Source organism: Enterobacter sp. UPMP701 (genome assembly GCF_053709515.1).
Genome location: NZ_JBSKJN010000005.1, coordinates 88,316 through 113,091, shown reverse-complemented (window position 1 = coordinate 113,091; position 24,776 = coordinate 88,316). Strand labels below are relative to the sequence as shown.

At 56.3% G+C, this 24,776-nt stretch carries 24 protein-coding genes; 8 read left to right on the top strand and 16 right to left on the bottom strand.

Features of this window, described 5'->3' with window-relative positions:
- The first annotated feature begins 134 nt into the window (after positions 1-134).
- Positions 135-1,091: a polysaccharide deacetylase family protein gene (locus ACWKXT_RS13545; RefSeq protein ID WP_454528205.1), complete on the top strand. Its 957-nt coding sequence runs from the start codon at positions 135-137 to the stop codon at positions 1,089-1,091.
- 24 nt (positions 1,092-1,115) lie between these two features.
- Here the strand turns inward: ACWKXT_RS13545 and ACWKXT_RS13540 are convergent, their stop codons facing one another.
- Genes ACWKXT_RS13540 through rfaD form a run of 6 tightly spaced genes read right to left on the bottom strand, consistent with a single transcriptional unit; the run spans position 1,116 to position 7,304 of the window.
- Positions 1,116-2,330: an O-antigen ligase family protein gene (locus ACWKXT_RS13540; RefSeq protein WP_454532639.1), complete on the bottom strand. Its 1,215-nt coding sequence runs from the start codon at positions 2,328-2,330 to the stop codon at positions 1,116-1,118.
- Positions 2,318-3,226 carry a glycosyltransferase family 2 protein gene (locus ACWKXT_RS13535; RefSeq protein WP_454528282.1) on the bottom strand — a complete coding sequence of 303 codons (909 nt, stop codon included), beginning with the start codon at positions 3,224-3,226 and terminating at the stop codon, positions 2,318-2,320. The genes ACWKXT_RS13540 and ACWKXT_RS13535 overlap by 13 nt, the downstream gene beginning before the upstream one ends.
- A gap of 5 nt (positions 3,227-3,231) precedes the next feature.
- On the bottom strand, positions 3,232-4,332 hold the full coding sequence (locus tag ACWKXT_RS13530; RefSeq protein WP_454532638.1) for a glycosyltransferase family 9 protein: 1,101 nt from the start codon (positions 4,330-4,332) through the stop codon (positions 3,232-3,234).
- Positions 4,333-4,335: 3 nt separating this feature from the next.
- Positions 4,336-5,319, bottom strand: coding sequence for a lipopolysaccharide heptosyltransferase RfaC (gene rfaC / locus ACWKXT_RS13525; protein WP_454532637.1), 984 nt, complete (start codon positions 5,317-5,319; stop codon positions 4,336-4,338).
- Positions 5,320-5,322: 3 nt separating this feature from the next.
- On the bottom strand, positions 5,323-6,369 hold the full coding sequence (rfaF, locus tag ACWKXT_RS13520) for an ADP-heptose--LPS heptosyltransferase RfaF (RefSeq protein ID WP_454532636.1): 1,047 nt from the start codon (positions 6,367-6,369) through the stop codon (positions 5,323-5,325).
- A 2-nt stretch (positions 6,370-6,371) separates the two neighbouring features.
- Complete coding sequence (gene rfaD / locus ACWKXT_RS13515) at positions 6,372-7,304, bottom strand: ADP-glyceromanno-heptose 6-epimerase (protein ID WP_454528210.1); 933 nt, start codon at positions 7,302-7,304, stop codon at positions 6,372-6,374.
- Positions 7,305-7,519: 215 nt separating this feature from the next.
- On the opposite strand from rfaD, the gene kbl reads away from it, so the two are divergent.
- Positions 7,520-8,716 (top strand): glycine C-acetyltransferase, encoded by a 1,197-nt coding sequence (kbl, locus tag ACWKXT_RS13510; RefSeq protein WP_024906617.1) that lies wholly within the window; start codon positions 7,520-7,522, stop codon positions 8,714-8,716.
- 9 nt (positions 8,717-8,725) lie between these two features.
- Positions 8,726-9,754 (top strand): L-threonine 3-dehydrogenase, encoded by a 1,029-nt coding sequence (gene tdh, locus ACWKXT_RS13505; protein ID WP_042717745.1) that lies wholly within the window; start codon positions 8,726-8,728, stop codon positions 9,752-9,754.
- Positions 9,755-9,781: 27 nt separating this feature from the next.
- On the opposite strand, the gene ACWKXT_RS13500 is transcribed toward tdh, so the two are convergent.
- Genes ACWKXT_RS13500 through gpmM form a run of 5 tightly spaced genes read right to left on the bottom strand, consistent with a single transcriptional unit; the run spans position 9,782 to position 15,729 of the window.
- The gene (locus tag ACWKXT_RS13500) at positions 9,782-10,696 is read right to left on the bottom strand and encodes a hypothetical protein (RefSeq protein ID WP_454532635.1); all 915 of its coding nucleotides are present in this window, start codon (positions 10,694-10,696) and stop codon (positions 9,782-9,784) included.
- Between the two features lie 15 nt (positions 10,697-10,711).
- On the bottom strand, positions 10,712-11,917 hold the full coding sequence (locus tag ACWKXT_RS13495) for a glycosyltransferase (protein ID WP_454532634.1): 1,206 nt from the start codon (positions 11,915-11,917) through the stop codon (positions 10,712-10,714).
- Positions 11,918-11,937: 20 nt separating this feature from the next.
- The gene (locus ACWKXT_RS13490; protein ID WP_454528214.1) at positions 11,938-12,888 is read right to left on the bottom strand and encodes a divergent polysaccharide deacetylase family protein; all 951 of its coding nucleotides are present in this window, start codon (positions 12,886-12,888) and stop codon (positions 11,938-11,940) included.
- Between the two features lie 3 nt (positions 12,889-12,891).
- Positions 12,892-14,151 (bottom strand): murein hydrolase activator EnvC, encoded by a 1,260-nt coding sequence (gene envC, locus ACWKXT_RS13485; RefSeq protein WP_454528283.1) that lies wholly within the window; start codon positions 14,149-14,151, stop codon positions 12,892-12,894.
- 33 nt (positions 14,152-14,184) lie between these two features.
- Entirely contained in the window at positions 14,185-15,729 is a 1,545-nt protein-coding gene (gene gpmM, locus ACWKXT_RS13480) for a 2,3-bisphosphoglycerate-independent phosphoglycerate mutase (RefSeq protein WP_454532633.1), read from the bottom strand.
- 246 nt (positions 15,730-15,975) lie between these two features.
- Here gpmM and ACWKXT_RS13475 point away from each other — a divergent pair, with 246 nt between their 5' ends.
- The 5 genes from ACWKXT_RS13475 to cysE all read left to right on the top strand — a co-directional run bounded on the left by ACWKXT_RS13475 (position 15,976) and on the right by cysE (position 19,086).
- Positions 15,976-16,407, top strand: coding sequence for a rhodanese-like domain-containing protein (locus ACWKXT_RS13475; RefSeq protein WP_014882007.1), 432 nt, complete (start codon positions 15,976-15,978; stop codon positions 16,405-16,407).
- A gap of 11 nt (positions 16,408-16,418) precedes the next feature.
- Positions 16,419-16,670: a glutaredoxin 3 gene (grxC, locus tag ACWKXT_RS13470; protein ID WP_080329847.1), complete on the top strand. Its 252-nt coding sequence runs from the start codon at positions 16,419-16,421 to the stop codon at positions 16,668-16,670.
- A 32-nt stretch (positions 16,671-16,702) separates the two neighbouring features.
- Entirely contained in the window at positions 16,703-17,170 is a 468-nt protein-coding gene (gene secB, locus ACWKXT_RS13465; protein ID WP_003860835.1) for a protein-export chaperone SecB, read from the top strand.
- Entirely contained in the window at positions 17,170-18,189 is a 1,020-nt protein-coding gene (gene gpsA, locus ACWKXT_RS13460) for an NAD(P)H-dependent glycerol-3-phosphate dehydrogenase (RefSeq protein ID WP_045630251.1), read from the top strand. Before secB ends, gpsA begins: the two co-directional genes overlap by 1 nt.
- A gap of 75 nt (positions 18,190-18,264) precedes the next feature.
- Entirely contained in the window at positions 18,265-19,086 is an 822-nt protein-coding gene (gene cysE / locus ACWKXT_RS13455; protein WP_008502718.1) for a serine O-acetyltransferase, read from the top strand.
- Here the strand turns inward: cysE and trmL are convergent.
- From trmL to lldP, 5 genes are all read right to left on the bottom strand, one after another.
- Positions 19,083-19,556 carry a tRNA (uridine(34)/cytosine(34)/5-carboxymethylaminomethyluridine(34)-2'-O)-methyltransferase TrmL gene (gene trmL / locus ACWKXT_RS13450; RefSeq protein WP_454532632.1) on the bottom strand — a complete coding sequence of 158 codons (474 nt, stop codon included), beginning with the start codon at positions 19,554-19,556 and terminating at the stop codon, positions 19,083-19,085. The two genes, cysE and trmL, sit on opposite strands and share 4 nt — an antisense overlap.
- 45 nt (positions 19,557-19,601) lie before the next feature.
- Complete coding sequence (locus ACWKXT_RS13445) at positions 19,602-20,942, bottom strand: MFS transporter (protein ID WP_454532631.1); 1,341 nt, start codon at positions 20,940-20,942, stop codon at positions 19,602-19,604.
- Positions 20,943-21,121: 179 nt separating this feature from the next.
- Complete coding sequence (gene lldD / locus ACWKXT_RS13440; protein WP_454532630.1) at positions 21,122-22,309, bottom strand: quinone-dependent L-lactate dehydrogenase; 1,188 nt, start codon at positions 22,307-22,309, stop codon at positions 21,122-21,124.
- Positions 22,306-23,079: a transcriptional regulator LldR gene (gene lldR, locus ACWKXT_RS13435; RefSeq protein WP_014882013.1), complete on the bottom strand. Its 774-nt coding sequence runs from the start codon at positions 23,077-23,079 to the stop codon at positions 22,306-22,308. Before lldR ends, lldD begins: the two co-directional genes overlap by 4 nt.
- Positions 23,076-24,731 (bottom strand): L-lactate permease, encoded by a 1,656-nt coding sequence (lldP, locus tag ACWKXT_RS13430; RefSeq protein WP_003860175.1) that lies wholly within the window; start codon positions 24,729-24,731, stop codon positions 23,076-23,078. The genes lldR and lldP overlap by 4 nt, the downstream gene beginning before the upstream one ends.
- Between the last annotated feature and the right edge of the window lie 45 nt (positions 24,732-24,776).

Genomic DNA, 24,776 nt, shown 5'->3' with positions numbered 1-24,776 from the left:
TGTTGGCAATTCTAATAGACCTGATAGCGACTTGCACTCTTTCTCCATAATCTCAGGAATTTCCCAGGAAGGGTTTACTCAGGCTTTGGAGAGTGCGTAACATAGCGCTAACTTCCCTGTCTTGCGGACTCATTATGAAAAAACCAGCGTTTATCATCACGATTGATACTGAGGGCGATAATCTCTGGCAGAACCACCGCGTCATTAAAACGGAAAACGCGCGCTATCTGGCCCGGTTCCAGGCCCTGTGTGAGCGTTTTGGTTTTAAGCCCGTCTGGCTGACAAACTATGAGATGGCGATCGAGCCCGTTTTCATCGAATTCGCAAGGGACGTGATCGCCCGTGGTCAGGGGGAGGTGGGAATGCACCTTCACGCATGGAACAGCCCACCTGAGCACGATCTCACGGGAGATGACTGGCGCTGGCAACCTTATCTGATTGAATTTTCAGACGAGGTGATGCGTGAGAAAGTGCTGTTCATGACCCGTCTGCTGGAAGAGACATTCCAGACCAAGATGCTGAGCCATCGCGCCGGGCGCTGGGCATTTGATAGCCGCTATGCAAAATTGCTCGTTGAACTGGGTTACCAGGTTGATTGCTCCGTGACGCCACGCGTGAACTGGCGCAATGCGAAAGGTGCGCCGCAGGGTAATGGCGGAACGGATTATCAGCACTTCCCCGATCACGCCTATTTTATGGATTTAGATACGATTTCCCGGGCGGGTAATAGCCCTTTACTCGAAGTGCCGATGAGCATTCAGTATAAACATCCGGCATGGCTGAACACGATCAAACAGGGTTACGATCGGCTTCGCGGGAAATATCGCTCGCCTTCCGTGAACTGGCTACGACCGACCGGAGGCAATGCGTCGCAGATGATTCAGGTCGCTCAGCAATGCCTGTCGCAGGGACATGACTATGTGGAGTTTATGCTTCACTCGTCTGAATTTATGCCCGGCGGAAGCCCGACGTTTAAAGATGAGGCGGCGATTGAAGGGTTATATCAGGATCTAGACGCGCTTTTTAGCTGGCTATCCGATAAGACGACAGGGATGACGCTGGCGGAGTTTTATCAATACAAGAAAAAATAATGCCCGACTGGCGGGCATTACCTTTTATTGATGTTGTCTGGTTTGCGAGAACGGTGTGCTCAGCGCAAACACGGTGACAAAGAAGATTAGGGCTTCTGAGCTCAGTAAAATAACGTCCGTCAGGCCATAGAGTAATAACAGCAGCATGGTCGACAGCAGCAGGCCATTTCTGTTCTTCAGCGCGTACGCGATCATCGAAACGAAGAAAAAGAGTAATATCGCCAGGCCCGGGATCCCTTGCAGAGAGTATTTTTCGATGAATTCATTGTGCAGATGGACTCTGATATAATCGAGTGCGGCCGCGAGGTGCGGATGCCCATTTTTAACATACTGCTGTGTCCATACTTCACGGTCTTCTACCGACTGCCCCAGCGGGTGTGCAAGCCCGTTCTGAATACCAATTGTCCACATAGAAAAACGCGCCCCGAGTGACGTCGTGTCATGACCCTGTTGGTAGCTTTCCAGTTCCATCTGCGTTTGATCTATCTTTGGCGAGATCAACGGTTTGTAGCTAACGATAATAATACCTGCCACAATACATAAAAAAATCAGCGTTGATTTAAGATGAATTCTTCTGAAATGGTAAAGCGTGAGTACAATCGCAAGGAGCAAATATAATCCCATTGCAGCACGTGTACCCGTTAAAAGAATAACGAAGTAAGATATTAAGATGGTGAGACCCGCGACGATATACAGTGTTCTTTTTTTTTGAAGATAAAGACCGTATACCAGCGCCAGTGACAGAACAGAGTAAACATAGGCAGACACGGTGGCGCGATTGATTGCCATTTGTATACGTCCCATACCCTGTGATGCCTGCCACAAGCCATATCCCGTGGCGAGGACAACCCCCGCACCTGCCGCGTACAGAAAGTACTTCTGGAAAGTGATTTTATCGACGTAAGTTTTAAACCGGTCAATATAGAAAACGAGAATGCTCGCTAATATCAGTTTTTTGCTGGCACCCAGATAATCGCTGTAAGCATTTAAACCTTCTCTATGATATTCGTACACCATATACCAGACAAGATTGAGCAGCCCAATCAGCAATATGGGGAGCGCGATTGAAAAGGGGCGCAGGGTGATTTTTTTATATTCGCAAGCTAAGCCGATAATGCTGGCATAAACCGCAATATAGAAAAATTCGCGTTGTTTACCTGAGCTCAGCAGCGCCAGTGCAAATGAAATGAGGCTCAAAATCAGCGTCAGCTGATAGAGTCGCAGTTTTACTTTTTCCATAATGCCTCAATGACCCTTTTTTTGTAGCTGAAACGTACATCTCCGGAGAGGAAGAAAGAGAAAGAATAAAGTGCGTTTACCCGCTGCTTAACCAGTTTGAGCTGCGGGTCGGTCAGATGTTGCCGATGATTACTGTAGATATCAAACCAGTGGCAATTAACAAGATGCTTAAACGATCGCGGGAATGTTTTTTCCATCTGTAACGTACACTCAACCAGCGTAGCGATTTTACTGGCATCGAGACGGCTCGACAAACTGTCGCTGCGTTTGATGTAGTAATAGTGCCCCTGGCGCTGGTAGTATATTTTACCCGATTGCATCAGCATGCCGGGAAATACCGCGAAATCCTCATAACAGACCATTGCAGGGATCGGGTTGCTTGCGTACAGTTTGCGATGCGCGAATTGCCCGATGAGATGCGCCTGAAAATCTTTGTGCTGCAAGAAACGCTTTATTGCATCGCTTTGCGACAATAAGGCAGGTGTGAATCCTTGCCAGTCGGAGGTGATTTTCCGCATATCCCGTATTTCCAGCAGGCGCGTCAGCAGCATATCAGGATGCTCTGCTTTCAGGAATGCGATGGCGTCCCGGATGCTACCCGGTTTCAACAGGTCATCGCTATCCAGCATCGTAATGTATTCGCCTGATGCCAGAGAGACCGCACGGTTTCGAACATGCCCTACGTTACGGTACTCAACGTATCGGGATTGCGCATTCGGAAGCTTTGGTAACCAGGTCTCAATAATATTCTGAGTGGCATCATCGGAACTGTCATTAAAGATAATGACTTCTACATCATCGCCTGCATTCTCTATCGCGTTTTGCAGGCTTTCCAGCGTGGCGTGAAGCGTGTTTTCGGCATTATGTGCGGCAATAATGATGCTGAGAAAAGCCATAGTAATTAGTTTCCCTGCGCATCAACGGCAGAATTTGCTGTTGGCAGTCCGCAAATGAAATGTTTGAGTTCGTCCAGCGATTCATCTGTTACCGCGAAGAGTTCTTCCCGGCTTTGTGAGAAGTAATAACGAGTTTCAAAAACATACGAGCAAATATTGTCATCATTGCCAATCAGCAACACGTTGCCAAGCGGGCGCTGCTCGTAGTGACAGCACGGACCGAACAGTAAGACGACCGGCACGCCCACTGCATCGGCAATGTAGACATTTCCGGAGTCAGACGCGATATAGCAGTCCATCTTAGAAATGGCCCACGGAAGCTCTTCCAGCGAGAGCTTGCCAATCAGATTAATAAAGTTGGGCAGTTCACCGTAAGCGCGGGTGATATCGTCCATCCATGATTGTTCATTTGGCGCGCCAAACACGTAAAACTCGCAGGGCAGGTCGGCGAGGTGATCGGCAATCCGTTTCCAGATGCCCGGCGGAACGGTTTTCGCTTTATTCCCTGCAGCGATACTGATGCCAATGCGGATAACGCCGGGTTTATCAAGAATTGCCGGATAGGTTGCGGGTTTAAACAGTGGCTTTGTGGCGTGCTTGGGAGCGTCTTGCCAGGTCAGCGCGCGATCCGCCAGCTTAAGATAGTTCGTGACGGACAGCGTCTTCTTTTCGTGCTCAACCGTACCGTCTGCCGTTGCATAGAAAATCCCGTGATACCACCTGCGTGTGTAAGTGCTCAAAAATTGCTTGTTTTTAGCATTACACACGGAAGCGAAAAAGAGATTTACACTGTTGGGTTGCAGGAGATAGACGTTGTCATAGCGGTTCATGATCCTGCAGGCAAAGAGCAGCTTTCGCCACAGGTTACGTTTATGCTGCTCGATAAAAAAAATCTCTTCGATCGTCTCATCATGCTTCGCCAGCGCGCCTACGCCGCGACTGATGAGCACGTCGCTTTTTTGCAGCCAGGCCAGAAGGGGCGTTGCATTAACAAAATCGCCGATTTTGGCTGTCTGAATAACCAGGTTTTTCCCTGTCTCTTTGCGGAACAGCTTCCGGAGAAGCTTCACCGGAAAGAGTAAAATCAGCAGAAATACGTAACTCATGGGTTAAATATCCCTGTTAGAAAGCCAATGGCTGCCCTGTAAAAATGAAAAAATTGCATCTGCGCTGATATCCTTCGTTTGCTGAGTCGGGCTGACCATCTGATGCTGGTTTTTGCCGTATCCCCCGATCAGGCCGGGATCGGTCGGGCCAAAAAGGGTGATATTTGGACGATCCAGCGCCGCGGTTAAATGGCTTAAACCCGTATCCACGGAAACGACGGCGTTAGCGCCTGCCAGCTCTGCGGCAACCTGTGCCAGCGTGAGTTTGGGTAACACCTCGACGTGGGAAAAGCCTGCTGCCAGACGCTCTGCACGCTGCCGTTCATGCTCAGCGCCCCACGGGAGTTTAATATGGATAGCGGAGGGTTGCATTAGTTCAATCAGCCTTCGCCAGTGCGTTTCCGGCCAGTGCTTATCGTCACGCGTTGTGGCATGCAGGAAGACAAGATAAGGCTGAGCAGACGGATCTGTATTGTGCAAAAAGTGCTGCGCGATGGCATAGTCGCCCTGGGTTTCCGGTTTCGCATAGCCCAGGCTTTTCGCAAACAGCTCGCGGGTGCGTTCAACCGCATGCTGCTGTTTTGCGATGTGGTGGCGGCGGTTATAGAACAGGCTCGCCAGCGGTTCGCGGGCGGTGTGCCAGTCCATGCCGTGCTTTACGCCGTGTGCTAAACGCGTCACCAGCGCGGCGCTTTTAACCAGCCCCTGCGCGTCGATAATCGCGTCGTAACGATGTGCCTGCACCGCCTCGCGGAAGGCTTTGCGTTCGGCTTTAATCGGTGCGGAGAACCACGCTTTGCGCCAGCGGCGAATCGCCACCGGGATCACGCGGTCAACCGCTTCATGCCAGGTGGGGATCTGCGCGAAGCCTTCTTCCACCACCCAGTCAAAACGGACGCCGGGAATGGCCCGCACAGCGTCCGTCAACGACGGCAGCGTATGCAGAACATCGCCCATCGAGGAAGTTTTTACGATCAATACCCGCATCCGTTATCCTTCTTCGCTCAACAGCAGTGCGTTGAGTTCTTCGAGAACACGCTGGGGGGTAATGTCGATCAGGCTCTGATGGTAACCTTCTACGGCGTCGCCTTTGCGCACCTTGTGGTAGCCGGTGATCAAACGAATTACGCGCGCTTTGTGCGACAGCGGCGGCGTGAAGTCCGGGCTGCTTGGGCCATACAGCGCGACCAGCGGGCGATCCAGCGCGGCGGCGACGTGCATCAGACCTGAGTCGTTGCTGACCACGGCCTTACAGGCGGCAATCAGGATAACCGCCTGTTCGAGCTGCGTTTCGCCGGCCAGATTGCGGCACCAGGCCTGTTGCTCGGTGCTCAGCGTGGCGAGAATTTCGTTGCCCGCCTCGTGATCTTTCGCCGAGCCAAACAGGACAATCTGATAGCCTTCGTCGATCAGCTGTTTCGCCAGTTCGGCGTAGTGGTAGTGCGGCCAGCGTTTTGCCGGGCCGAACTCGGCGCCAGGGCAGAAGCCAATTATCGGGCGTTCAGACGAAATGCCAAACGCGTTGCAGGTGTGGGACTTCTCTCCGTCGTTAACCTGAAGCTGCGGCCACAGCAGCGGCTGCGGCAGGTCTTTCGCGCTGCGCATCACGCCTTTGTCGTAGGCCAGCGCCACGTAGCGCTCCACCATCAGCGGCCAGGCCTCTTTATCCAGCACCCGCGCGTCGTTCAGCAGACCGTAGCGCATTTCACCGCGCCAGCCGGTACGGTGTGGGATGCCCGCAAAGAAAGGCACGAGGGCGGATTTAAAGGAGTTTGGCAGCACGTACGCGCGGTCATAGCGCTTCTCGCGCAGGCTGTGACCGAGCTTGCGGCGTTCACCGATCTCCAGCGCCCCGTGGCCGAGCGGCATCGGGATCGCCTCGTTCACTTCCGGCATACGCGATAACAGCGGACGGCACCATGCAGGTGCCATCACGTCGATTATCGCCTGGGGATAACGCGCCTTGAGCGTGCGATAGAGACTTTGCGACATCATCATGTCGCCCACCCATGACGGGCCGATCACCAGAATCTTCATACTTATGCGTCGCGGTTCAGCCAGGCCATATATTCCGTTACGCCTTCGGCAACGGTCTTGAACGGCTTGTCGTAGCCTGCGGCGCGAAGGTTGGTCAGGTCCGCCTGCGTGAACGCCTGATAACGGCCTTTCAGCTTGTCCGGGAACGGAATGTACTCAATGCTGCCTTTCTGATGGTATGCCAGCGTCGCATCTGCCACCGCCTGGAAGGATTCCGCGCGACCGGTGCCCAGGTTGAAGATGCCGGAAACGCCGTTTTCCCAGAACCACAGGTTTACTGCGGCAACGTCGCCCACGTAGACGAAATCACGCTTAAAGCCGTCGCTCCCTTCAAACAATTTCGGGCTTTCACCGTTATTCAACTGGGTGTTCAGGTGGAACGCCACGCTCGCCATGCTGCCTTTGTGGCCTTCGCGAGGACCGTAGACGTTGAAATAGCGGAAGCCAACAACCTGGGAGTTCGCTTCTGGCAGGATCTGACGCACGTACTCGTCAAACAGGAATTTGGAGTAACCGTAAACGTTCAGCGGCTGCTCATATTCGCGGGATTCGATGAAATCTGAAGTGCGCCCACCGTAGGTTGCCGCTGAAGAGGCATACAGGAACGGAATTTCACGCTCCAGGCAGTAGTGCAGGAGCTCTTTGGAGTACTGATAGTTATTATCCATCATGTACTTGCCGTCCCACTCGGTGGTGGAGGAGCACGCACCTTCGTGGAAGATGGCCTCGATCTCGCCGAACTCTTCACCCGCCATAATCTGGATAAGGAAGTCTTCTTTATCCATGTAGTCAGCGATGTTCAGATCCACCAGGTTAACGAACTTGGTGCCGTCTTTCAGGTTGTCCACCACCAGGATGTCGGTGATGCCTTTGTCATTGAGGGCCTTGATAATGTTGCTGCCGATAAAGCCCGCGCCGCCGGTAACGATGATCATAACTGTAACCTTTGAAGTGTGGAGCCCGGGGACAATCCCGGACGCTAATATTCATATCATATCATTAGTATGACGACCCTTCAGCCATTCACCGATATGCAGCAGGGTTACACGTGATTTATGCTGCAAAAACGAGAAGAGATACTGCGTCATCTCGTCATGAACTATAGGTTTGGGTAATATGTGCCGAAATTTGCCGAGTCTGGAGAATTGCAATGCGTGGTGATTTTTACAAACAGTTAAACAGCGACCTCGACACCGCACGTGCGGAAGGGTTGTTCAAGGAAGAGCGTATTATCACGTCTGCTCAGCAGGCGGACATCACCGTTGCCGACGGCAGCCATGTGATCAACTTTTGTGCGAACAACTACTTAGGTCTTGCGAATCACCCTGAGCTGATTGCCGCTGCAAAAAACGGCATGGACACCCACGGTTTCGGCATGGCCTCCGTACGCTTTATCTGCGGTACGCAGGACAGCCACAAGCAGCTTGAGCAAAAGCTGGCGAGCTTCCTCGGAATGGAAGACGCGATTCTGTACTCCTCCTGCTTCGACGCCAACGGCGGTCTGTTTGAGACCCTGCTCGGCGCAGAAGATGCGATTATCTCCGACGCCCTGAACCACGCCTCTATCATCGACGGCGTACGCCTGTGTAAAGCGAAGCGTTTCCGCTACGCCAATAACGACATGGTTGAGCTGGAAGCGCGCCTGAAAGAGGCCCGTGAAGCGGGGGCTCGCCACGTGCTGATCGCCACCGACGGCGTGTTCTCCATGGACGGCGTGATCGCCAACCTGAAGGGCGTGTGTGACCTGGCGGATAAATACGACGCGCTGGTGATGGTCGATGACTCTCACGCGGTCGGTTTTGTGGGCGAAAATGGTCGTGGTTCCCACGAATACTGCGACGTAATGGGCCGCGTGGACATCATCACCGGTACGCTGGGCAAAGCGCTCGGCGGCGCGTCCGGCGGCTATACCGCCGCGCGCAAAGAGGTGGTCGAGTGGCTGCGTCAGCGCTCCCGTCCGTATCTGTTCTCCAATTCCCTGGCACCGGCGATTGTGGCTGCGTCCATTAAAGTGCTGGAGATGGTGGAATCCGGCGCTGAGCTGCGTGACCGCCTGTGGTCCAACGCCCGTCTGTTCCGTGAAAAAATGAGCGCCGCAGGGTTCACCCTGGCCGGTGCCGATCACGCCATTATCCCGGTGATGCTGGGCGATGCGGTCGTCGCGCAGCAGTTTGCCCGCGAACTGCAGAAAGAAGGGATTTATGTCACCGGGTTCTTCTTCCCGGTGGTGCCAAAAGGTCAGGCGCGCATCCGCACCCAGATGTCTGCGGCGCATACGCCTGAACAAATTGAACGTGCGGTGGAAGCCTTTACCCGCATCGGTAAACAGCTGGGCGTAATTGCCTGAGGACGTGTGATGAAAGCGTTATCCAAACTGAAAGCGGAAGAAGGGATTTGGATGACCGACGTGCCGGAGCCGGAAGTCGGTCATAACGATCTGCTGATCAAAATTCGTAAAACCGCCATCTGCGGTACTGACGTTCACATCTACAACTGGGACCAGTGGTCGCAGAAAACCATTCCGGTACCGATGGTTGTCGGTCACGAATATGTCGGCGAAGTGGTCGGTATCGGCCAGGAAGTGAAAGGCTTCAAGATTGGCGATCGCGTCTCCGGTGAAGGCCATATTACCTGCGGCCACTGCCGTAACTGTCGCGGTGGACGCACGCACCTGTGCCGCAACACCGTCGGCGTGGGCGTAAACCGTCCGGGCTGCTTCGCGGAATACCTGGTGATCCCGGCGTTTAACGCGTTCAAAATCCCGGACAATATCTCTGACGATCTGGCCTCCATCTTCGACCCGTTCGGCAACGCGGTACACACGGCGCTCTCCTTCGACCTGGTGGGTGAAGACGTGCTGGTCTCCGGCGCGGGCCCAATCGGCATTATGGCGGCAGCCGTGGCGAAGCACGTGGGTGCGCGCAACGTCGTGATCACCGACGTGAACGAATACCGCCTGTCGCTGGCGCGTAAAATGGGCGTCACCCGCGCGGTGGATGTCTCCAAAGAGAGCCTGACCGACGTGATGGAAGAGCTGGGCATGACCGAAGGCTTTGACGTGGGACTGGAAATGTCCGGCGCGCCACCGGCGTTCCGCACCATGCTGGACACCATGAACCACGGTGGCCGTATCGCGATGCTGGGTATTCCGCCGTCAGATATGTCCATTGACTGGAACAAAGTCATCTTCAAAGGGCTGTTCATCAAGGGCATCTATGGCCGCGAGATGTTCGAGACCTGGTACAAGATGGCGGCGCTGATCCAGTCCGGTCTGGATCTGTCCCCGATTATTACTCACCGTTTCTCCATCGATGAGTTCCAGCAGGGCTTTGACGCGATGCGTTCCGGCCAGTCAGGGAAAGTGATCCTGAGCTGGGATAAGTAATCAAAAAGGGGCCTGCGGCCCCTTTTTTTACTGATTCTTTTTCTCTTCGTCCGTCAGATAACGCACCTTGCGGGTGTAATCCTGACCTTTGAACAGCAGCTTATTATCCGGCGATTCAAGATACTTCTGCCATTCGGAAAGCGGGAAACCGCCGTGTGCGCCAATCACCTCTTTCGGCACAACGGCTTCCTGACCGCCGATCTTCTTGGAGACCGGCCAGTTCATCCAGTCACCCAGGTTAACCGTTTTTAGATCCAGCATGTCCAGCAGCGCGGCGAGCGGCAGCTGATCGGTCGGCGGCTGCGTGTCATCCATCAGCTCCCAGGTATCCTGGAACAGCGTCAGCCACAGCGGGCAGATACGGCGCCAGGTCTTTTTGGTGGCGGCAAGAAACGCGCCGTTAACGTGATCGACCAGATACGGGCGCACCGTTTCTTTGTAATACGCCGGCACCTTCTCCGCTGGCGCACCGTCCAGCTTGGCAATCATTTTGCCCTGACGGAAGCTGGAGTAGATGTGCATATCCGCCATGTTGATCTCTGGCATTTTCAGCAGGTTGAGATCGGAGTCGATCATCAATACCCCTTCACCGCGCGCCTGCAGCGGGGCGTTCAGCTTCACCAGACGGCTGAGGTAGATCTGCTTATAGCGGTAATTCTCCTCACGTACCGGAAGGGTAAGCGTGACCACACGGGTTTTTGGTGGCAGTTTGCCGAAAGCGGATTCAGGCTGATCGCTGACGATAACAATCTCGCTGACGTCCGTGGCGTAACGCTCTGCAAAGGTCGCTGACAATAACGCTTCTTCGACAAAATCCGCGCCCGTACACGGGATCACGATGGAGTCCACCGCCACGAGATCGCGCGTGACCGGAAGGGAAGCGTACGGAATGTTATGTCGCCCGGTGATGTGGCGGTAGCGGGCATTCAGGAATTTAAACATGTTCTTCTCGTTTGGTTATTGCGCGCCAAGCACGGCCTCGACACCGTTAACATAGCTTTCAATGGCATACACGTTGCAGACATTCTGATGCGCAGCCGCGGCGAGCCGGGCGCGTAAATCAGGATCCCGCCAGATATTATCCAGATGTTGAGCAAGTTGCGACACATCGCTCCAGGGGAATAACAGCCCGGTCGACTCGTGATCGATCAATTCTGCCGTGCCGGTCACTTTTGAACCAATGACGGGGATGTTCAGCAGCATCGCTTCCAGCACGACGCGGGGCAGACCTTCGCTCTGCGAGGCGAGAATAAACGCGTCAAAGGTAGCAAGGTAGTCAAAAGGCGTGTTCTGGAAACCGGTAAAAATCACGTGTTCAGCAATACCCAGCGCGTCAGCCTGTGCTGCCAGTGCGCCACGTTCAGCCCCTTCACCGACAAGCACCATCTTCCATTTTGCCTGCGGATGCTTCTGGCTGAACTGGGCCAGCGCCTCCAGCGTGTGGTGGTTGGCCTTGCGTGGGATTAATGAGCCAATGCTGCCGAACACAAACGTCTCTTCATCAATGTTCAGGCGCTGGCGCATGGCGCGTCGGTCGGGCAAAGGCTGGTGGATATCGATGGCATTATTGACCGTCGTGCACAGTTCGGGCCGGACGCCATGCTGAAGCAACACGCGCTCGACGCCGTGCGACACGGCAATGATTTTTGTGGCATGGGCATTCACCAGCTTCACCAGCGGCGGCGTCAGCACCGGTTCAATGCGGCAGTGCTGGATGATCCGAGTGCGCAGCTTTGCGCCCGCCAGGTAACCCTCTTCGTTAGAGCCCGGCTGGTTGTTCATATACAGCGTATCGAAACCGCCATCCCTGAAAATCGTCTCGATCTTACTGACGTTGGGGCGAATGCGCCACAGCGTATCAATATGTCGGGTAAACGCCTTGCGGGCGCTGCGCGAGAAAAACAGCAGGCCACGGCCCAGCTCTTTCGCAACCTTCGCCCAACCGGGCTGCTTTTGCTGCGGAATGACAATTAACGGGATGCCAATGCCGTTCAACACCTGGCCGATGGTTTCCCCTTCGGCCCGGCTGTAATCGCTGTAAAAACAACAGGTAATATCAAACTTCTCGCGGTTAATCCGCTTCAGAAGTTCGAGCATGCTGTTGGTGCCTCCTCCCCACTCTTTACCGGTATCGAGGAGCAGAATTTTGTGTCGTTGCGGCATCTTTCTACCTTAATCGCCTGTCACTGGGTTGGGCTCGCTGCTGTTTTTTTCCCCCAGCCCTGCCACTGATGCTGGAAGTATTGCACCAGCGTACTCTGGCTCACGCTTTCGCTGATGACCGCGAAGAAGCGGGTTGCATGCACCGGTTCAGGCGGTTGTTTCAGCGTGCAGTTTTTCACGCCGCGGAACGGATTACGCGGCTGCGTTGCCGGAGGTTGAGCGCTCTCCGGACGAGACGTATCTACCTGCGGTTCATTGAGCAGATCGCTCGGGCGTACCAGCGTGATATCGGCGGGTAAGGTCGGCAGCATTTGCTGTAAAACGCGAACGGTAGACGGATGCGGGTGCCCGATGGCAATGGCCGAACCGTTACGGCGCGCCAGCGCTACCGCGCGGTTAAACTGCACGCGGATATCCGCTTCATTCTGGGAGTCGTCCAGGAAGACTTTACGCTTAATGACCTTTACACCTGTACCCTGAGCGGCACGCATCGCCTGGCTGTTGCCGATGGTCATGCTGTCGAGGAAGTAGAGATTGTAACGTTCCAGCGCCTGCATCACTTTCAGCATACCGTACAGGCTGGAGGTCATCGCGCTGCCCATATGGTTGTTCAGACCCACGGCATACGGCACTTTGTTGTAGGCGTCGCGGATGATGCGCTCGATCTCATCGCTGCTCATATCCGGGCGCAGGGTATCTTTTTCCAGCGGCTGCTTGCTGAGCGGTGCCATCGGCAGATGGATAAGGACCTGATGGCCGCTATTGTGGGCTTTGGTCGCCATCTCATGCGCGTGTGGCGCATTCGGGAGGACGGCGACAGAGATGGCTGACGGCATCGCCAGCACCTGATTTTCATAGTGAGGACGATAACCGAAGTCATCAATCACGATGGCGAGTTTGCCTGCGTATACCGGTGCAGCCAGCGCCAGTGCGCTGACGACGGAGAGAATCATTCGACGAAATTGAAGCAAAACTTATCTTCCCAACCACGGCTGTGGATTGACCGCCTGACCCTGACGACGAATTTCGAAATAGAGTGACGGGCGGCCCTGACCGCCACTGCTGCCCACAAGGGCGATGGGTTGGCCCGCGCGCACCTGGGTGCCGACGCTGACCAGCGCGCTCTGGTTGTAGCCGTAAAGGCTCATGTCGCCTTTTCCGTGTTCGACCACGACCACCAGCCCGTAACCCTGCAGCCAGTCGGCCAGGATCACGCGGCCATCGGCGATGGCTTTCACTTCGCTACCTTCAGACGCACCGATAACGATCCCTTTCCAACGTAGCTCACCCTGCAGCTGTTCGCCATAGCGATGCAGAATAGAGCCGCGAACCGGCCAGTAAGCCTGGCCACGAGGGGAACCCAGACCACCGGTACGCGACATCAGGGAACGTTCGCTTTCGCTTGGCTTGTAGGTGGTTCCTTTGCGGGAGGCTTCCTGCTGCTTGTCGCGAACCGCCTGCGCCTCGCGGGCCTCTTTTTCGGCACGCGCCTTCGCTGCGGCTTCCGCACGGGCGATACTGTTACGCAGTTTTGATTCGTTGGCGCGCATTTCACTTAGCTGGCTCTGACCTTCCTGAATGGAAGATTCGAGACCGGACAGCGTTTTCTTGCGCTCATTACGGGCCTGCTCAAGCTTTGCCTGCTGCGCTTTTTGTTCATAGAGCAACGTCTGCTGCTGGCTCTGCTTCTCTTCCAGCTCCGCTTTTTGGGTGGAGACCTCTTCACGCGTCTGCTTCAGTTGCGCAATGGTTTCCTGGCGTGCCTGGTTCAGATAGCCAAAGTAGGCCTGCAGACGCTGGCCGCGCTGGCTCTCTTCACCGCTGAGGATAAGCTGCAGGCCGGTGTGTTCACCCTGGCGGAAGGCGGCATCGAGCTGAGCCGCGAGATTGCGTTCCTGCGCATCACGCTGGCGTTCCAGTTTGGCAATCGACGCGTTCATTTCGTCGATCTGTTTATTCAACTGAGCGAGGGTGTTTTGCGTTTCACGTAACTGACGCGCTGCCGCGGAGATGGCCTCTTCCTGCTTTTTAAGCTGGGCGAGCAGGGTGGCGCGCTGCTGTTGCTGCTGGCGTACCGCACGCTCTTTAGCGGCGATATCGGCCTGAATGGATTTCAGCTGGTCGCGGTCATCCGCGTGGGCGGATGCGGCGCACAGCAATACGCCAGCGCTGAGTGCGCTGGCGCAAAGCAGAGGTCTGACTGATAGCCTAAGCGGCTTCACGACCCATGTGATTGAAAAAATCGCCTTTCCCCTCATGGGGAGCGATTATTCCACGATGAACAGCGGCTTACCAGTCATCTCTTCAGGGATCGGCATGCCCATCAGCGACAGCATGGTTGGCGCGATGTCGGAAAGCTTGCCGCCTTCCACTGCTTTCACTGATTTATCACCCACATAAATCAGCGGAACCGGCAGGTTGGTATGAGCCGTGTGCGCCTGGCCGGTTGCCGGGTCGCGCATCTGTTCAGCGTTACCGTGGTCAGCGGTGATCAGCAGCTGGCCGCCGACGGATTCAACCGCTTTCGCGACCTGCTCAACGCAATGGTCCAGCGCTTCAACCGCTTTAACAGCTGCTTCCATCACGCCGGTGTGACCGACCATGTCGCCGTTCGGGTAGTTACAGATGATGGTGTCGTACTTGCCGCTCTCGATGGCCGCGACCAGTTTTTCAGTTAATTCTGCAGAGCTCATTTCTGGCTGCAGATCGTAAGTCGCAACTTTCGGTGAGTTGATCAGAATGCGCTCTTCGCCTTTGAACGGCTCTTCAACGCCGCCGTTAAAGAAGAAGGTCACGTGCGCGTATTTTTCGGTTTCGGAGATACGCAGCTGCGTTTTGTCGTTCTTCGCCATCCACTCGCCGAAGGTGTTTGCCAGAGATGCTGGCGGATAAGCGCAAGGCGCTTTGATGTCTGCGGCGTATTCAGTCAGCTGGATGAAGTCGATGCTCACCACTTTCTTGCGGGCGAAACCGTCGAAATCGCTATTCACGAACGCACGGGTGATTTCACGCGCGCGGTCAGCGCGGAAGTTCATGAAGATCAGCGCGTCGCCATCTTCCATGGCGGCATCGGCCTGGCCTTCAGCGCGGATCACGCTTGCTTTCACGAATTCATCGTTTTCATCACGCGCGTAAGCGGCTTCCAGCGCTGCAACGGCGGTCGCGAACTGGAATTCCCCTTTTGCCAGAGTCATCAGGTCATAGGCCTGTTCAACGCGATCCCAGCGGTTGTCGCGGTCCATCGCGTAGTAACGACCAATAATGGAGGCCACGCGGCCTTTGCCCAGCGCGGCGAATTTATCTTCGAAGGCTTGCAGAGAGCCTTTTGCGCTGCGCGGCGGCGTATCGCGACCATCGAGGAAGGCGTGCAGATAGATTTTTTCCGCACCGCGCTCGGCGGCCAGTTCAACCATCGCCATGATGTGATCTTCGTGGCTGTGCACGCCGCCTGCAGAGAGCAGACCCATAATGTGCACGGCTTTGCCTGCGGCAACGGCTTTATCTACAGCACCGCAGAGAACCGGGTTCGCGAAGAAGGTACGTTCTTTGATTTCGACGTCCAGACGAGTCAGGTCCTGATACACGATACGGCCTGCGCCGAGGTTAACGTGACCGACTTCGGAGTTGCCCATCTGGCGGTCCGGCAGGCCCACTTCCAGACCGGATGCGTCAATCAGGGTATGCGGACGTTTTGCCCACAGTGCATCCATGACCGGGGTTTTTGCGTTGAAAATAGCGTTATCCTGGCTGTCTTCACGGTAGCCATAGCCATCCAGAATCACCAGTACCATAGGTTTTTTAGAAACCGACATTGCAACAACCTCATGCTCAAGAGTCAAAATTTGCGTAATTTTACTACAGCTGAATCGATCAAATAGCCGCAGAAGATCAAAGAAAGCGCGGGGGCAAGGTGGTGACCAGACCATTTTGAGGCATTTTTTTAGGTGGCATGCCGCAGAAAATGGATTAGGTTATGGTCGCTGGCTGTATTTGCCAGAACGCACAGGTATACTCCTGTCCTGGTTTTTTTATCACTTAGTCGGGAGTAGTTACCCTCCATGCAAGAAATTATGCAATTCGTTAGCCGCCATCCGGTTCTGAGCATCGCGTGGATTGGCCTGCTGGCTGCTGTGCTGTTCACCACATTTAAGAGCCTGACGTCTAAGATTAAGGTTATCACCCGTGGTGAAGCGACGCGTCTGATTAACAAAGAAGATGCCGTCGTGGTCGATCTGCGTCAGCGTGACGATTTCCGTAAAGGTCACATTGCCGGCGCAATCAACCTGTTGCCAGCTGAAATCAAAGCTAACAACGTTGGTGAGCTTGAAAAACACAAAGCCCAGCCGATTATCGTTGTGGATGCGACCGGTATGCAGGCGCAGGAATCTGCCAGCGCGCTTTATAAAGCGGGCTTCGAAAATGTAACGGTACTGAAAGAAGGAATTTCCGGCTGGAGCGGGGAAAATCTTCCTTTGGTACGCGGTAAATAAGGAGTTCAGTCATGGCCAATATTGAGATCTACACCAAAGCGACGTGCCCGTTCTGCCACCGTGCGAAAGCGCTGCTGAACAGCAAAGGCGTCACGTTCCAGGAACTGCCGATCGACGGTGACGCGATTAAACGCGAAGAGATGATCCAACGTAGTGGTCGTACGACGGTTCCGCAGATTTTTATTGATGCACAGCACATTGGCGGCTGTGATGATTTGTATGCGCTCGACGCCCGTGGTGGACTCGATCCACTGCTGCGCTAAGAGACTTTAGGACAATTAAAAAGGGTATTTCCATGTCAGAACAAAATAACACCGAAATGACTTTCCAGATCCAGCGTATCTACACCAAGGACGTCTCTTTCGAAGCGCCAAATGCGCCGCACGTTTTCCAGAAAGACTGGCAGCCAGAGGTTAAACTTGATCTGGATACCGCATCCACCCAGCTGGCGGATGACGTGTATGAAGTCGTACTGCGTGTGACCGTGACCGCCTCTCTGGGCGAAGAAACTGCATTCCTGTGTGAAGTACAGCAGGGCGGTATCTTCTCCATCGGCGGCATCGAAGGCAACCAGATGGCGCATTGCCTGGGTGCATACTGCCCGAACATCCTGTTCCCGTATGCCCGTGAATGCATCACCAGCCTGGTTTCTCGCGGTACATTCCCGCAACTGAACCTTGCGCCAGTGAACTTTGATGCGCTGTTCATGAACTATCTGCAGCAGCAGGCTGGCGAAGGTGCCGAACAACATCAGGATGCCTGATGAGCACTGTTAATGCGTCAATGACTGTGATCGGTGCCGGCTCATACGGCACCGCTCTTGCCATCACGCTGGCAAGAAATGGTCACGACGTGGTCCTGTGGGGCCACGATCCAAAACATATCGCCACGCTGCAGCGCGACCGTTGCAATGTGGCGTTTCTCCCGGACGTTCCGTTCCCTGACACCCTGCACCTGGAAAGCGACCTTGCGACCGCGCTGGCGGCCAGCCGCAACATTTTGATTGTGGTGCCGAGCCATGTTTTTGGCGACGTGCTGAATCAGATCAAGCCGCTGATGCGTCCTGATGCGCGCATCGTCTGGGCGACCAAAGGGCTGGAAGCGGAAACCGGACGCCTGCTGCAGGACGTTGCCCGCGAAGCGCTGGGTGATGAGATCCCGCTGGCGGTCATCTCCGGGCCGACCTTTGCTAAAGAGCTGGCTGCGGGCTTGCCAACGGCGATCTCGCTGGCCTCCACCGATCAGGCCTTCTCTGACGATCTCCAGCAACTGCTGCACTGCGGCAAGAGCTTCCGCGTCTACAGCAACCCCGATTTTATCGGTGTACAGCTGGGCGGCGCGGTGAAGAACGTGATTGCCATCGGTGCCGGGATGTCTGACGGGATTGGCTTTGGTGCCAACGCACGTACAGCGTTGATTACCCGCGGCTTAACCGAGATGTCCCGTCTGGGCGAAGCGCTGGGTGCCGATCCGGCCACCTTTATGGGGATGGCGGGCCTGGGCGACCTGGTGCTGACCTGTACCGACAACCAGTCTCGTAACCGCCGCTTTGGCATGATGCTCGGACAGGGCAGCGATGTAAAAAGCGCGCAGGAGAAGATTGGACAGGTGGTGGAAGGCTACCGCAATACCAAAGAAGTTCGCGAATTGGCGCACCGGTTTGGTGTCGAAATGCCAATAACCGAGGAAATTTATCAGGTATTGTATTGCGGAAAAAATGCGCGCGAGGCAGCATTGACCTTATTAGGTCGTGCGCGCAAGGACGAGCGCAGCAGTAACTAGTCGGAACCGTTGTCACCTGAATGACCCAGCCAGCGCAGAACTGGCTGGTCATTATACTATCGTCTGGAGTTAGCAATGCCGTGTGAAGAACTGGATATCGTCTGGAACAATATTAAAGCCGAAGCCCGGGCGCTGGCCGACTGTGAGCCAATGCTGGCCAGTTTCTACCACGCGACGTTACTCAAGCACGAAAATCTGGGCAGCGCGCTGAGCTATATGCTCGCCAACAAGCTGGCCTCCTCGATCATGCCCGCTATCGCCATCCGTGAAGTGGTGGAAGAAGCCTACGCCGCAGACCCGGAAATGATCGCCTCTGCTGCCTGCGATATCCAGGCCGTGCGCACGCGTGACCCGGCGGTGGATAAATACTCTACGCCGCTGCTGTACCTGAAAGGTTTTCACGCCCTGCAGGCTTACCGCATCGGCCACTGGTTATGGAATGAAGGCCGCCGCGCGCTGGCGATCTTCCTGCAAAACCAGGTCTCCGTGACGTTCCAGGTCGATATTCACCCGGCGGCAAAGATTGGCCGCGGGATCATGCTCGACCACGCTACCGGGATTGTCGTCGGGGAAACGGCGGTGATTGAAGATGATGTCTCGATCCTGCAGTCGGTCACCCTGGGCGGTACCGGTAAAACCAGCGGCGATCGCCATCCGAAAATTCGCGAAGGGGTGATGATTGGCGCGGGTGCCAAAATCCTCGGCAATATCGAAGTCGGACGTGGCGCGAAAATCGGCGCAGGCTCCGTGGTGCTCCAGCCGGTTCCGCCGCACACCACCGCCGCTGGCGTTCCGGCGCGCATCGTCGGTAAGCCAGACAGCGATAAGCCGTCCATGGATATGGATCAGCACTTCAACGGTATTCACCATACGTTTGAGTATGGTGACGGCATTTAACTTCTGAGAATGGCGCCCGGATAACCCAGCTGGCGCCAGGCTTCATACACCACCACCGACACCGCGTTCGACAGGTTCATGCTGCGGCTGTCCGGCATCATCGGAATACGGATTTTCTGCTCAGCGGGCAGGGCATCAAGAATGGCGGCTGGCAGGCCGCGCGTTTCCGGGCCAAACATCAGATAGTCACCCTCCTGATAGCTCACGGCGCTGTGCGCTGGCGTGCCTTTGGTAGTCAGGGCGAACATGCGCTGCGGTTTCTCTGCTTCCATAAACGCGGCGTAATCGTGATGGCGCACCACGGCGGTAAATTCATGGTAATCCAGACCCGCGCGGCGCAGACGTTTGTCGTCCCACGTAAAGCCCATCGGCTCAATAATGTGCAGACGAAAACCGGTGTTGGCGCACAGGCGGATGATATTGCCGGTGTTCGGCGGAATTTCTGGTTCGAATAAGACGATGTTAAGCATGCTGCCCCCTTAATTGCGGGGGCAGAATAGCAGAAAAGAGAGGAACTACGCGACGCCGGGTTCCTGAGCGCGACAGCGCAGCATTTTGTAGACGGTTGCCGCAGCGGCCACCAGGGCGGGCACGCTGAGGATCATTAAAATACTGTCTGCCTGCCACTGCATGGAAAGAAGCTGGGCGCTGGTCATGGTGCCCGCTACGCCGCCAAAGCGGCCGATCCCCTGCATCCAGGCGATGCCCGTTGCGCGGCACTCGGTAGGGTAAAAGGTGGCCGCCAGGGTTTGCATACCCGACTGCGCGCCGTTCATGGCGATCCCCATCAGGAAAATCAGCCCGCCAAACAGGGCGATATGGTTATGCTCAATGCCAAGCAAAAGAATCAGGCCCATCGTCAGCACAAATCCCCCTGCGACCACCTTGTGCGCTTCCCAGCGGTCCATCATCCAGCCCGCGAGCAGAATGCCGGCGGTGCCGCCAAAGGTGAACAGCGAGGTGAGCCAGGCGGATTCCGCCAGCGCATAACCCATCCCCTGCATCAGCGTTGGCATCCAGCTCAGCAGGACGTAATAAATTACCAGTCCCATAAAGTAGGTGACCCACAGCATCAGGGTACCGGGCAGCCAGGGCATGGCAAACAGCTGCGACACACTCCCTTTTTTAGACGCGACTTTCTCCTCAGCCAGGAAAAAGCCCGTAACGCTCTCCAGCGTGCTGCGGGCGAACCGGCTGGCAATACGGCGAACCTGCATGACGTCCTTCCCGCGCTGCACCAGAAACTTCACCGATTCCGGCAACAGCAGCGCCAGCAGCACGGTTAAAATCAGCGGCGCAATTGCGCCGGTCAGCAGCACGCTTCGCCAGCCGTGGTGAGGTATAAGCCAGGAAGAGATCGCGCCGCCGCCCGCCGCACCCAGAGGGAAGCCGCAGTACATGGTATTAATCGCCATGGCGCGACAGCGCTGAGGGGCAAACTCGGAGATAAGCGTAATGGCGTTAGGCATGGCGGCGCCGAGGCCGAGTCCTGTCAGAAAGCGCCACAGCGTCAGGGTATTCAGGCTTTGCGCCCAGGCCGTGCCCAGACTCGCCAGGCCGAAGAACAGGCATGAAAAGACCAGCACGCGCTTGCGTCCCATCCGGTCCGATACCGGACCTGCAATCAGGGCTCCCAGCGACAGCCCCAGCAGCGCCGCGCTCAGCACCGGCCCCAGATCCTGTTTGTGTATTCCCCATTCTGCCGACAGCGTAGGCGCAATGTAGCCCATCGCTGCGGTATCGAAACCATCGATCGCCAGAACCAGAAAGCCCAGCACGATAAGAAGCCAGTGAAACCGTGAAAAAGGACTCTCGTCGATCACCTGCTGAATATCCACCTTACCTGAATACGCCATACGCTCCACTCCGATCTGATGTTGTTTTTGTGTTCTTGTATTTGCTTGTCTATACAATTGCGAACGGGCGGGGTGTGTCAAATTTTCTTATCAAGAATGTTACACAGGTGTTATTTTCAACAAAAAAGCGCCCGAGAGGGAAGTCGGGCGCATGCGAAAGGGAGTTTAACCGGAGGAGATCAGGCCGCGTTTCCCTGAGAAAGGGGCGCCAGCGCCGCAGGCAGCTTACTCAGTTCCTGCACAAGCGAGTCCTTGCTAATTTCGCTAATCGACTTCGCACCGGTCAGCGTCATCGCCACCTTCATCTCTTTCTCGATCAGATCCAGCAGGTTCGCCACGCCTGCCTGGCCCGCCGTCGCCAGCGCATACAGATACGCACGCCCCAGCAGCACGCTGTCGGCGCCCAGCGCAATCATGCGCACCACGTCCAGCCCGTTGCGGATGCCGCTGTCGGCCAGGATGGCAATATCGCCTTTCACCGCATCGGCGATGGCCGGCAGGGCGCGTGCGGAGGAGAGCACCCCGTCGAGCTGGCGTCCACCGTGGTTAGAGACCACGATCCCGTCCGCGCCAAAACGCACCGCGTCGCGGGCATCTTCCGGATCGAGGATCCCTTTGATCACCATCGGGCCGTCCCAGAATTCGCGGATCCACTCCAGGTCTTTCCACGAGATGGACGGATCGAAGTTGTTCGCCAGCCAGCCGATGTAATCCTCCAGCCCGGTCGGTTTACCGAGATAGGCCGAAATGTTCCCCAGATCGTGCGGACGACCGTTCAGCCCGACATCCCACGCCCACTGCGGGTGGGTCACGGCCTGCCAGTAGCGGCGGAGCGCAGCATTCGGGCCGCTCATGCCGGAGTGGGCATCACGATAGCGCGCGCCGGGAGTCGGCATATCGACGGTAAAGACCAGCGTGGAGCAGCCCGCCGCTTTGGCGCGCTCGAGCGCGTTACGCATAAAGCCGCGATCCCGCAGGACGTACAGCTGGAACCACATCGGGCGCTTGATGGTCGGGGCGACCTCTTCAATCGGGCAGACGGACACGGTGGAAAGGGTAAACGGAATGCCTTTGGCATCCGCCGCGGCGGCGGCCTGCACTTCGCCACGGCGGGCATACATGCCGCATAAGCCGACGGGCGCGAGCGCCACCGGCATGGAGAGCGTTTCGTTAAACAGCTTTGTCTCAAGGCTCAGGTCGGACATATTCTTCAGCACGCGCTGGCGCAGAGCCACCTCCGACAGATCTTCCACGTTGCGGCGCAGGGTGTATTCGGCATAGGCCCCGCCGTCGATGTAGTGGAACAGGAACGGGGGCAAAATGCGCTGCGCCGCGGCGCGATAGTCACTGGCTGCTGAAATAATCATGCTTTGTTCTCCCTGGAAATATCACTGTCGCCAGGCAGACGGGTAATACGCGCCTGTCGGGCCTGGTCTTCATCGAATCGTTTAATGGTGGTGTGCACGAAGCCCAGATGCGCCATCATCGCTTTGCGCGCGGCTTCGGCATCACCGGCCAGAATGGCGTTGAGCACCGCCTCGTGCTGTTCGGTCAGCTGGGCAAAGACCGGCGGAACCAGATACATGCGCTGGCGGCTCTGCTTCACGGAGGATTGCAGCAGGTCGAAAAAACCGCGCATGGTCTGGAGCAGCACCACGTTGTGCGAGGCCTCGGCAATCGCCAGGTGAAAACGCACGTCCGCCTGGGAGGCGATATCCGGGTCGCTGCTTTGCGTGGCTTCAAAACAAGCTTTGAGCTTCTCTTTGTCGGCCTCGGTTGCCCGCATCGCCGCGTGCCACGCGGTACTGGTTTCGATGGCGTGGCGCGCTTCAAGAATGTCGAAGCTGTAGTCCGGGTCGTTTTCCATCAGCGTCTTCAGCGGCTGGACGATGTTTTGCTCGGACCAGTCGTCATGCTGCCAGCGCACAAAGGTGCCGCCGCCGCGACGGCTCACCAGCACGCCTTCGCTGACCAGCGTGGCGAGAGCCTCGCGCAGTGAGTTACGCGATACGCCAAGCTGGGCGGCAAGCTGCCGCTCGGCGGGCAACTTCATGCCCGCTTCCAGCTGTTGTTCTTCAATCAGCGCCCGCACGCGAGAGGCAATCTCGTCGGACAGGCGTCTGGGCATCACTATCATGGAATCATCCAGGTTAAGACATAGGCCTGCAGGGTGGTGATCACCCCCACCATGCAGGTGAATATCAGGCTGTGTTTCACGGTAAAGCGGAACAGGTCCGACTCTTTGCCCACCAGTCCCACCGCAGCACAGGCAATGGCGATGGATTGTGGGGAGATCATTTTGCCGGTCACGCCGCCGGTGGTGTTCGCGGCGACCAGCAGCACGTCCGACACGCCAATCTGCTGCGCCGCCGTCGCCTGCAGGGCGGCAAACAGGGCGTTAGACGAGGTATCGGAACCGGTCAGGAATACCCCCAGCCAGCCGAGGAACGGCGAGAAGAAGGTGAACGCGTGTCCGGTGTGGGCCAGCGCTAACGCCAGCGTCGACGACAGGCCTGAGTAGTTCGAAATAAACGCGAACGCCAGCACCATGCCGATGGAGTAGATTGGCAGCATCAGCTCTTTAATCGTCGCCGCAAAGGTCTGCACCGCGGCGGCAGGCTTCATGCGCAGCCACACTACGGAAAGGATAGCGGCAAACAGGATGGCCGTGCCGGTGGCAGAGAACCAGTCGAACTTAAACACTGCCGCATACGGGGTCGCGTCGTGCACCACCGGCGGCATACGAGCGACCATCTTGTCGAGGAACGGCACGGAGATATTTATCACCATGTCGTACAGCGCGCCGCCCGGGGCGAACAGCGCCTTAAACGGCGGAATGCTCCACAGCGTCACGGTGGCGGTCAGGAACAGGAACGGTGACCATGCGCGCACAATCTGTCCGGCGGTATAGCCGGTGCGCGCCAGCGTCTGATCCACGTGCGATGCGCCCATGTCAGCAAAGCGGAAGATACGTACCGGCTGCCAGCGTTTCAGGAATAATGTCAGACAGACCAGCGACACCAGGGAAGAGATGATGTCCGGCAGTTCCGGGCCGAGGAAGTTGGAGCTGAGATACTGGGCAATGGCGAACGAACCGCCCGCCACCATCACCGCAGGCCAGGTCTCCTTCACGCCGCGCCAGCCGTCCATAATCGCCATGATCCAGAACAGGACGATAATGGTCAGGAACGGCAACTGGCGTCCAACCATCTGGCCGATCTCAAAGCTGTCCAGCCCGGTCACCTGTCCGGCCACCAGAATCGGGATCCCCATCGCGCCAAATGCTACCGGCGCGGTGTTGACGATAAGGCAAAGACCGGCGGCATACAGCGGGTTAAAGCCCAGCCCGACCAGCAGCGCGGCGGTGATTGCCACCGGTGCGCCAAAACCTGCCGCGCCTTCCAGAAACGCCCCGAAGGAGAAGCCGACAATCAGCATTTGCAGGCGCTGGTCCGGCGTGATGGAGAGAATCGACGAGCGAATAATGTCGAACTGCCCGGTTTTCACCGAGATTTTGTAGACAAAGACCGCGGCGATGATGATCCACGCAATCGGCCACAGGCCGTAGAAGAAGCCGTAGACAACGGAGGCCAGCGCGCGATCGACCGGCATCTTGTAGAAGAACAGCGCCACCAGCAGGGCGATGGCAACGGTGTACGTTGCGGCGAGGTAGCCCTTCAGCTTGAGCTTAATCAGCGCAAAGAAGAAGAACAGGATCGGAAGCGATGCGATCAGGCTCGACAGCCAGATATTCCCGGCCGGGTCGTAGTTTTGTTGCCAGAGGCTCATGCAGGTCTCCTGAGGACCAGACAGCCTGCGCTGCGGGTGAGTCTC

Coding starts and splice junctions, on each gene's coding strand:
- secB (WP_003860835.1), top strand. CDS start 16,703: ATGTCAGAACAAAATAACACCGAAATGACTTTCCAGATCCAGCGTATC.
- cysE (WP_008502718.1), top strand. CDS start 18,265: ATGCCGTGTGAAGAACTGGATATCGTCTGGAACAATATTAAAGCCGAA.
- ACWKXT_RS13495 (WP_454532634.1), bottom strand. CDS start 11,917: ATGCCGCAACGACACAAAATTCTGCTCCTCGATACCGGTAAAGAGTGG.
- tdh (WP_042717745.1), top strand. CDS start 8,726: ATGAAAGCGTTATCCAAACTGAAAGCGGAAGAAGGGATTTGGATGACC.
- ACWKXT_RS13530 (WP_454532638.1), bottom strand. CDS start 4,332: ATGAGTTACGTATTTCTGCTGATTTTACTCTTTCCGGTGAAGCTTCTC.
- ACWKXT_RS13540 (WP_454532639.1), bottom strand. CDS start 2,330: ATGGAAAAAGTAAAACTGCGACTCTATCAGCTGACGCTGATTTTGAGC.
- kbl (WP_024906617.1), top strand. CDS start 7,520: ATGCGTGGTGATTTTTACAAACAGTTAAACAGCGACCTCGACACCGCA.
- gpsA (WP_045630251.1), top strand. CDS start 17,170: ATGAGCACTGTTAATGCGTCAATGACTGTGATCGGTGCCGGCTCATAC.
- gpmM (WP_454532633.1), bottom strand. CDS start 15,729: ATGTCGGTTTCTAAAAAACCTATGGTACTGGTGATTCTGGATGGCTAT.
- grxC (WP_080329847.1), top strand. CDS start 16,419: ATGGCCAATATTGAGATCTACACCAAAGCGACGTGCCCGTTCTGCCAC.
- rfaC (WP_454532637.1), bottom strand. CDS start 5,319: ATGCGGGTATTGATCGTAAAAACTTCCTCGATGGGCGATGTTCTGCAT.
- ACWKXT_RS13445 (WP_454532631.1), bottom strand. CDS start 20,942: ATGGCGTATTCAGGTAAGGTGGATATTCAGCAGGTGATCGACGAGAGT.
- ACWKXT_RS13500 (WP_454532635.1), bottom strand. CDS start 10,696: ATGTTTAAATTCCTGAATGCCCGCTACCGCCACATCACCGGGCGACAT.
- rfaF (WP_454532636.1), bottom strand. CDS start 6,369: ATGAAGATTCTGGTGATCGGCCCGTCATGGGTGGGCGACATGATGATG.
- lldD (WP_454532630.1), bottom strand. CDS start 22,309: ATGATTATTTCAGCAGCCAGTGACTATCGCGCCGCGGCGCAGCGCATT.
- ACWKXT_RS13475 (WP_014882007.1), top strand. CDS start 15,976: ATGCAAGAAATTATGCAATTCGTTAGCCGCCATCCGGTTCTGAGCATC.
- ACWKXT_RS13545 (WP_454528205.1), top strand. CDS start 135: ATGAAAAAACCAGCGTTTATCATCACGATTGATACTGAGGGCGATAAT.
- ACWKXT_RS13535 (WP_454528282.1), bottom strand. CDS start 3,226: ATGGCTTTTCTCAGCATCATTATTGCCGCACATAATGCCGAAAACACG.
- lldR (WP_014882013.1), bottom strand. CDS start 23,079: ATGATAGTGATGCCCAGACGCCTGTCCGACGAGATTGCCTCTCGCGTG.
- trmL (WP_454532632.1), bottom strand. CDS start 19,556: ATGCTTAACATCGTCTTATTCGAACCAGAAATTCCGCCGAACACCGGC.
- lldP (WP_003860175.1), bottom strand. CDS start 24,731: ATGAGCCTCTGGCAACAAAACTACGACCCGGCCGGGAATATCTGGCTG.
- rfaD (WP_454528210.1), bottom strand. CDS start 7,304: ATGATCATCGTTACCGGCGGCGCGGGCTTTATCGGCAGCAACATTATC.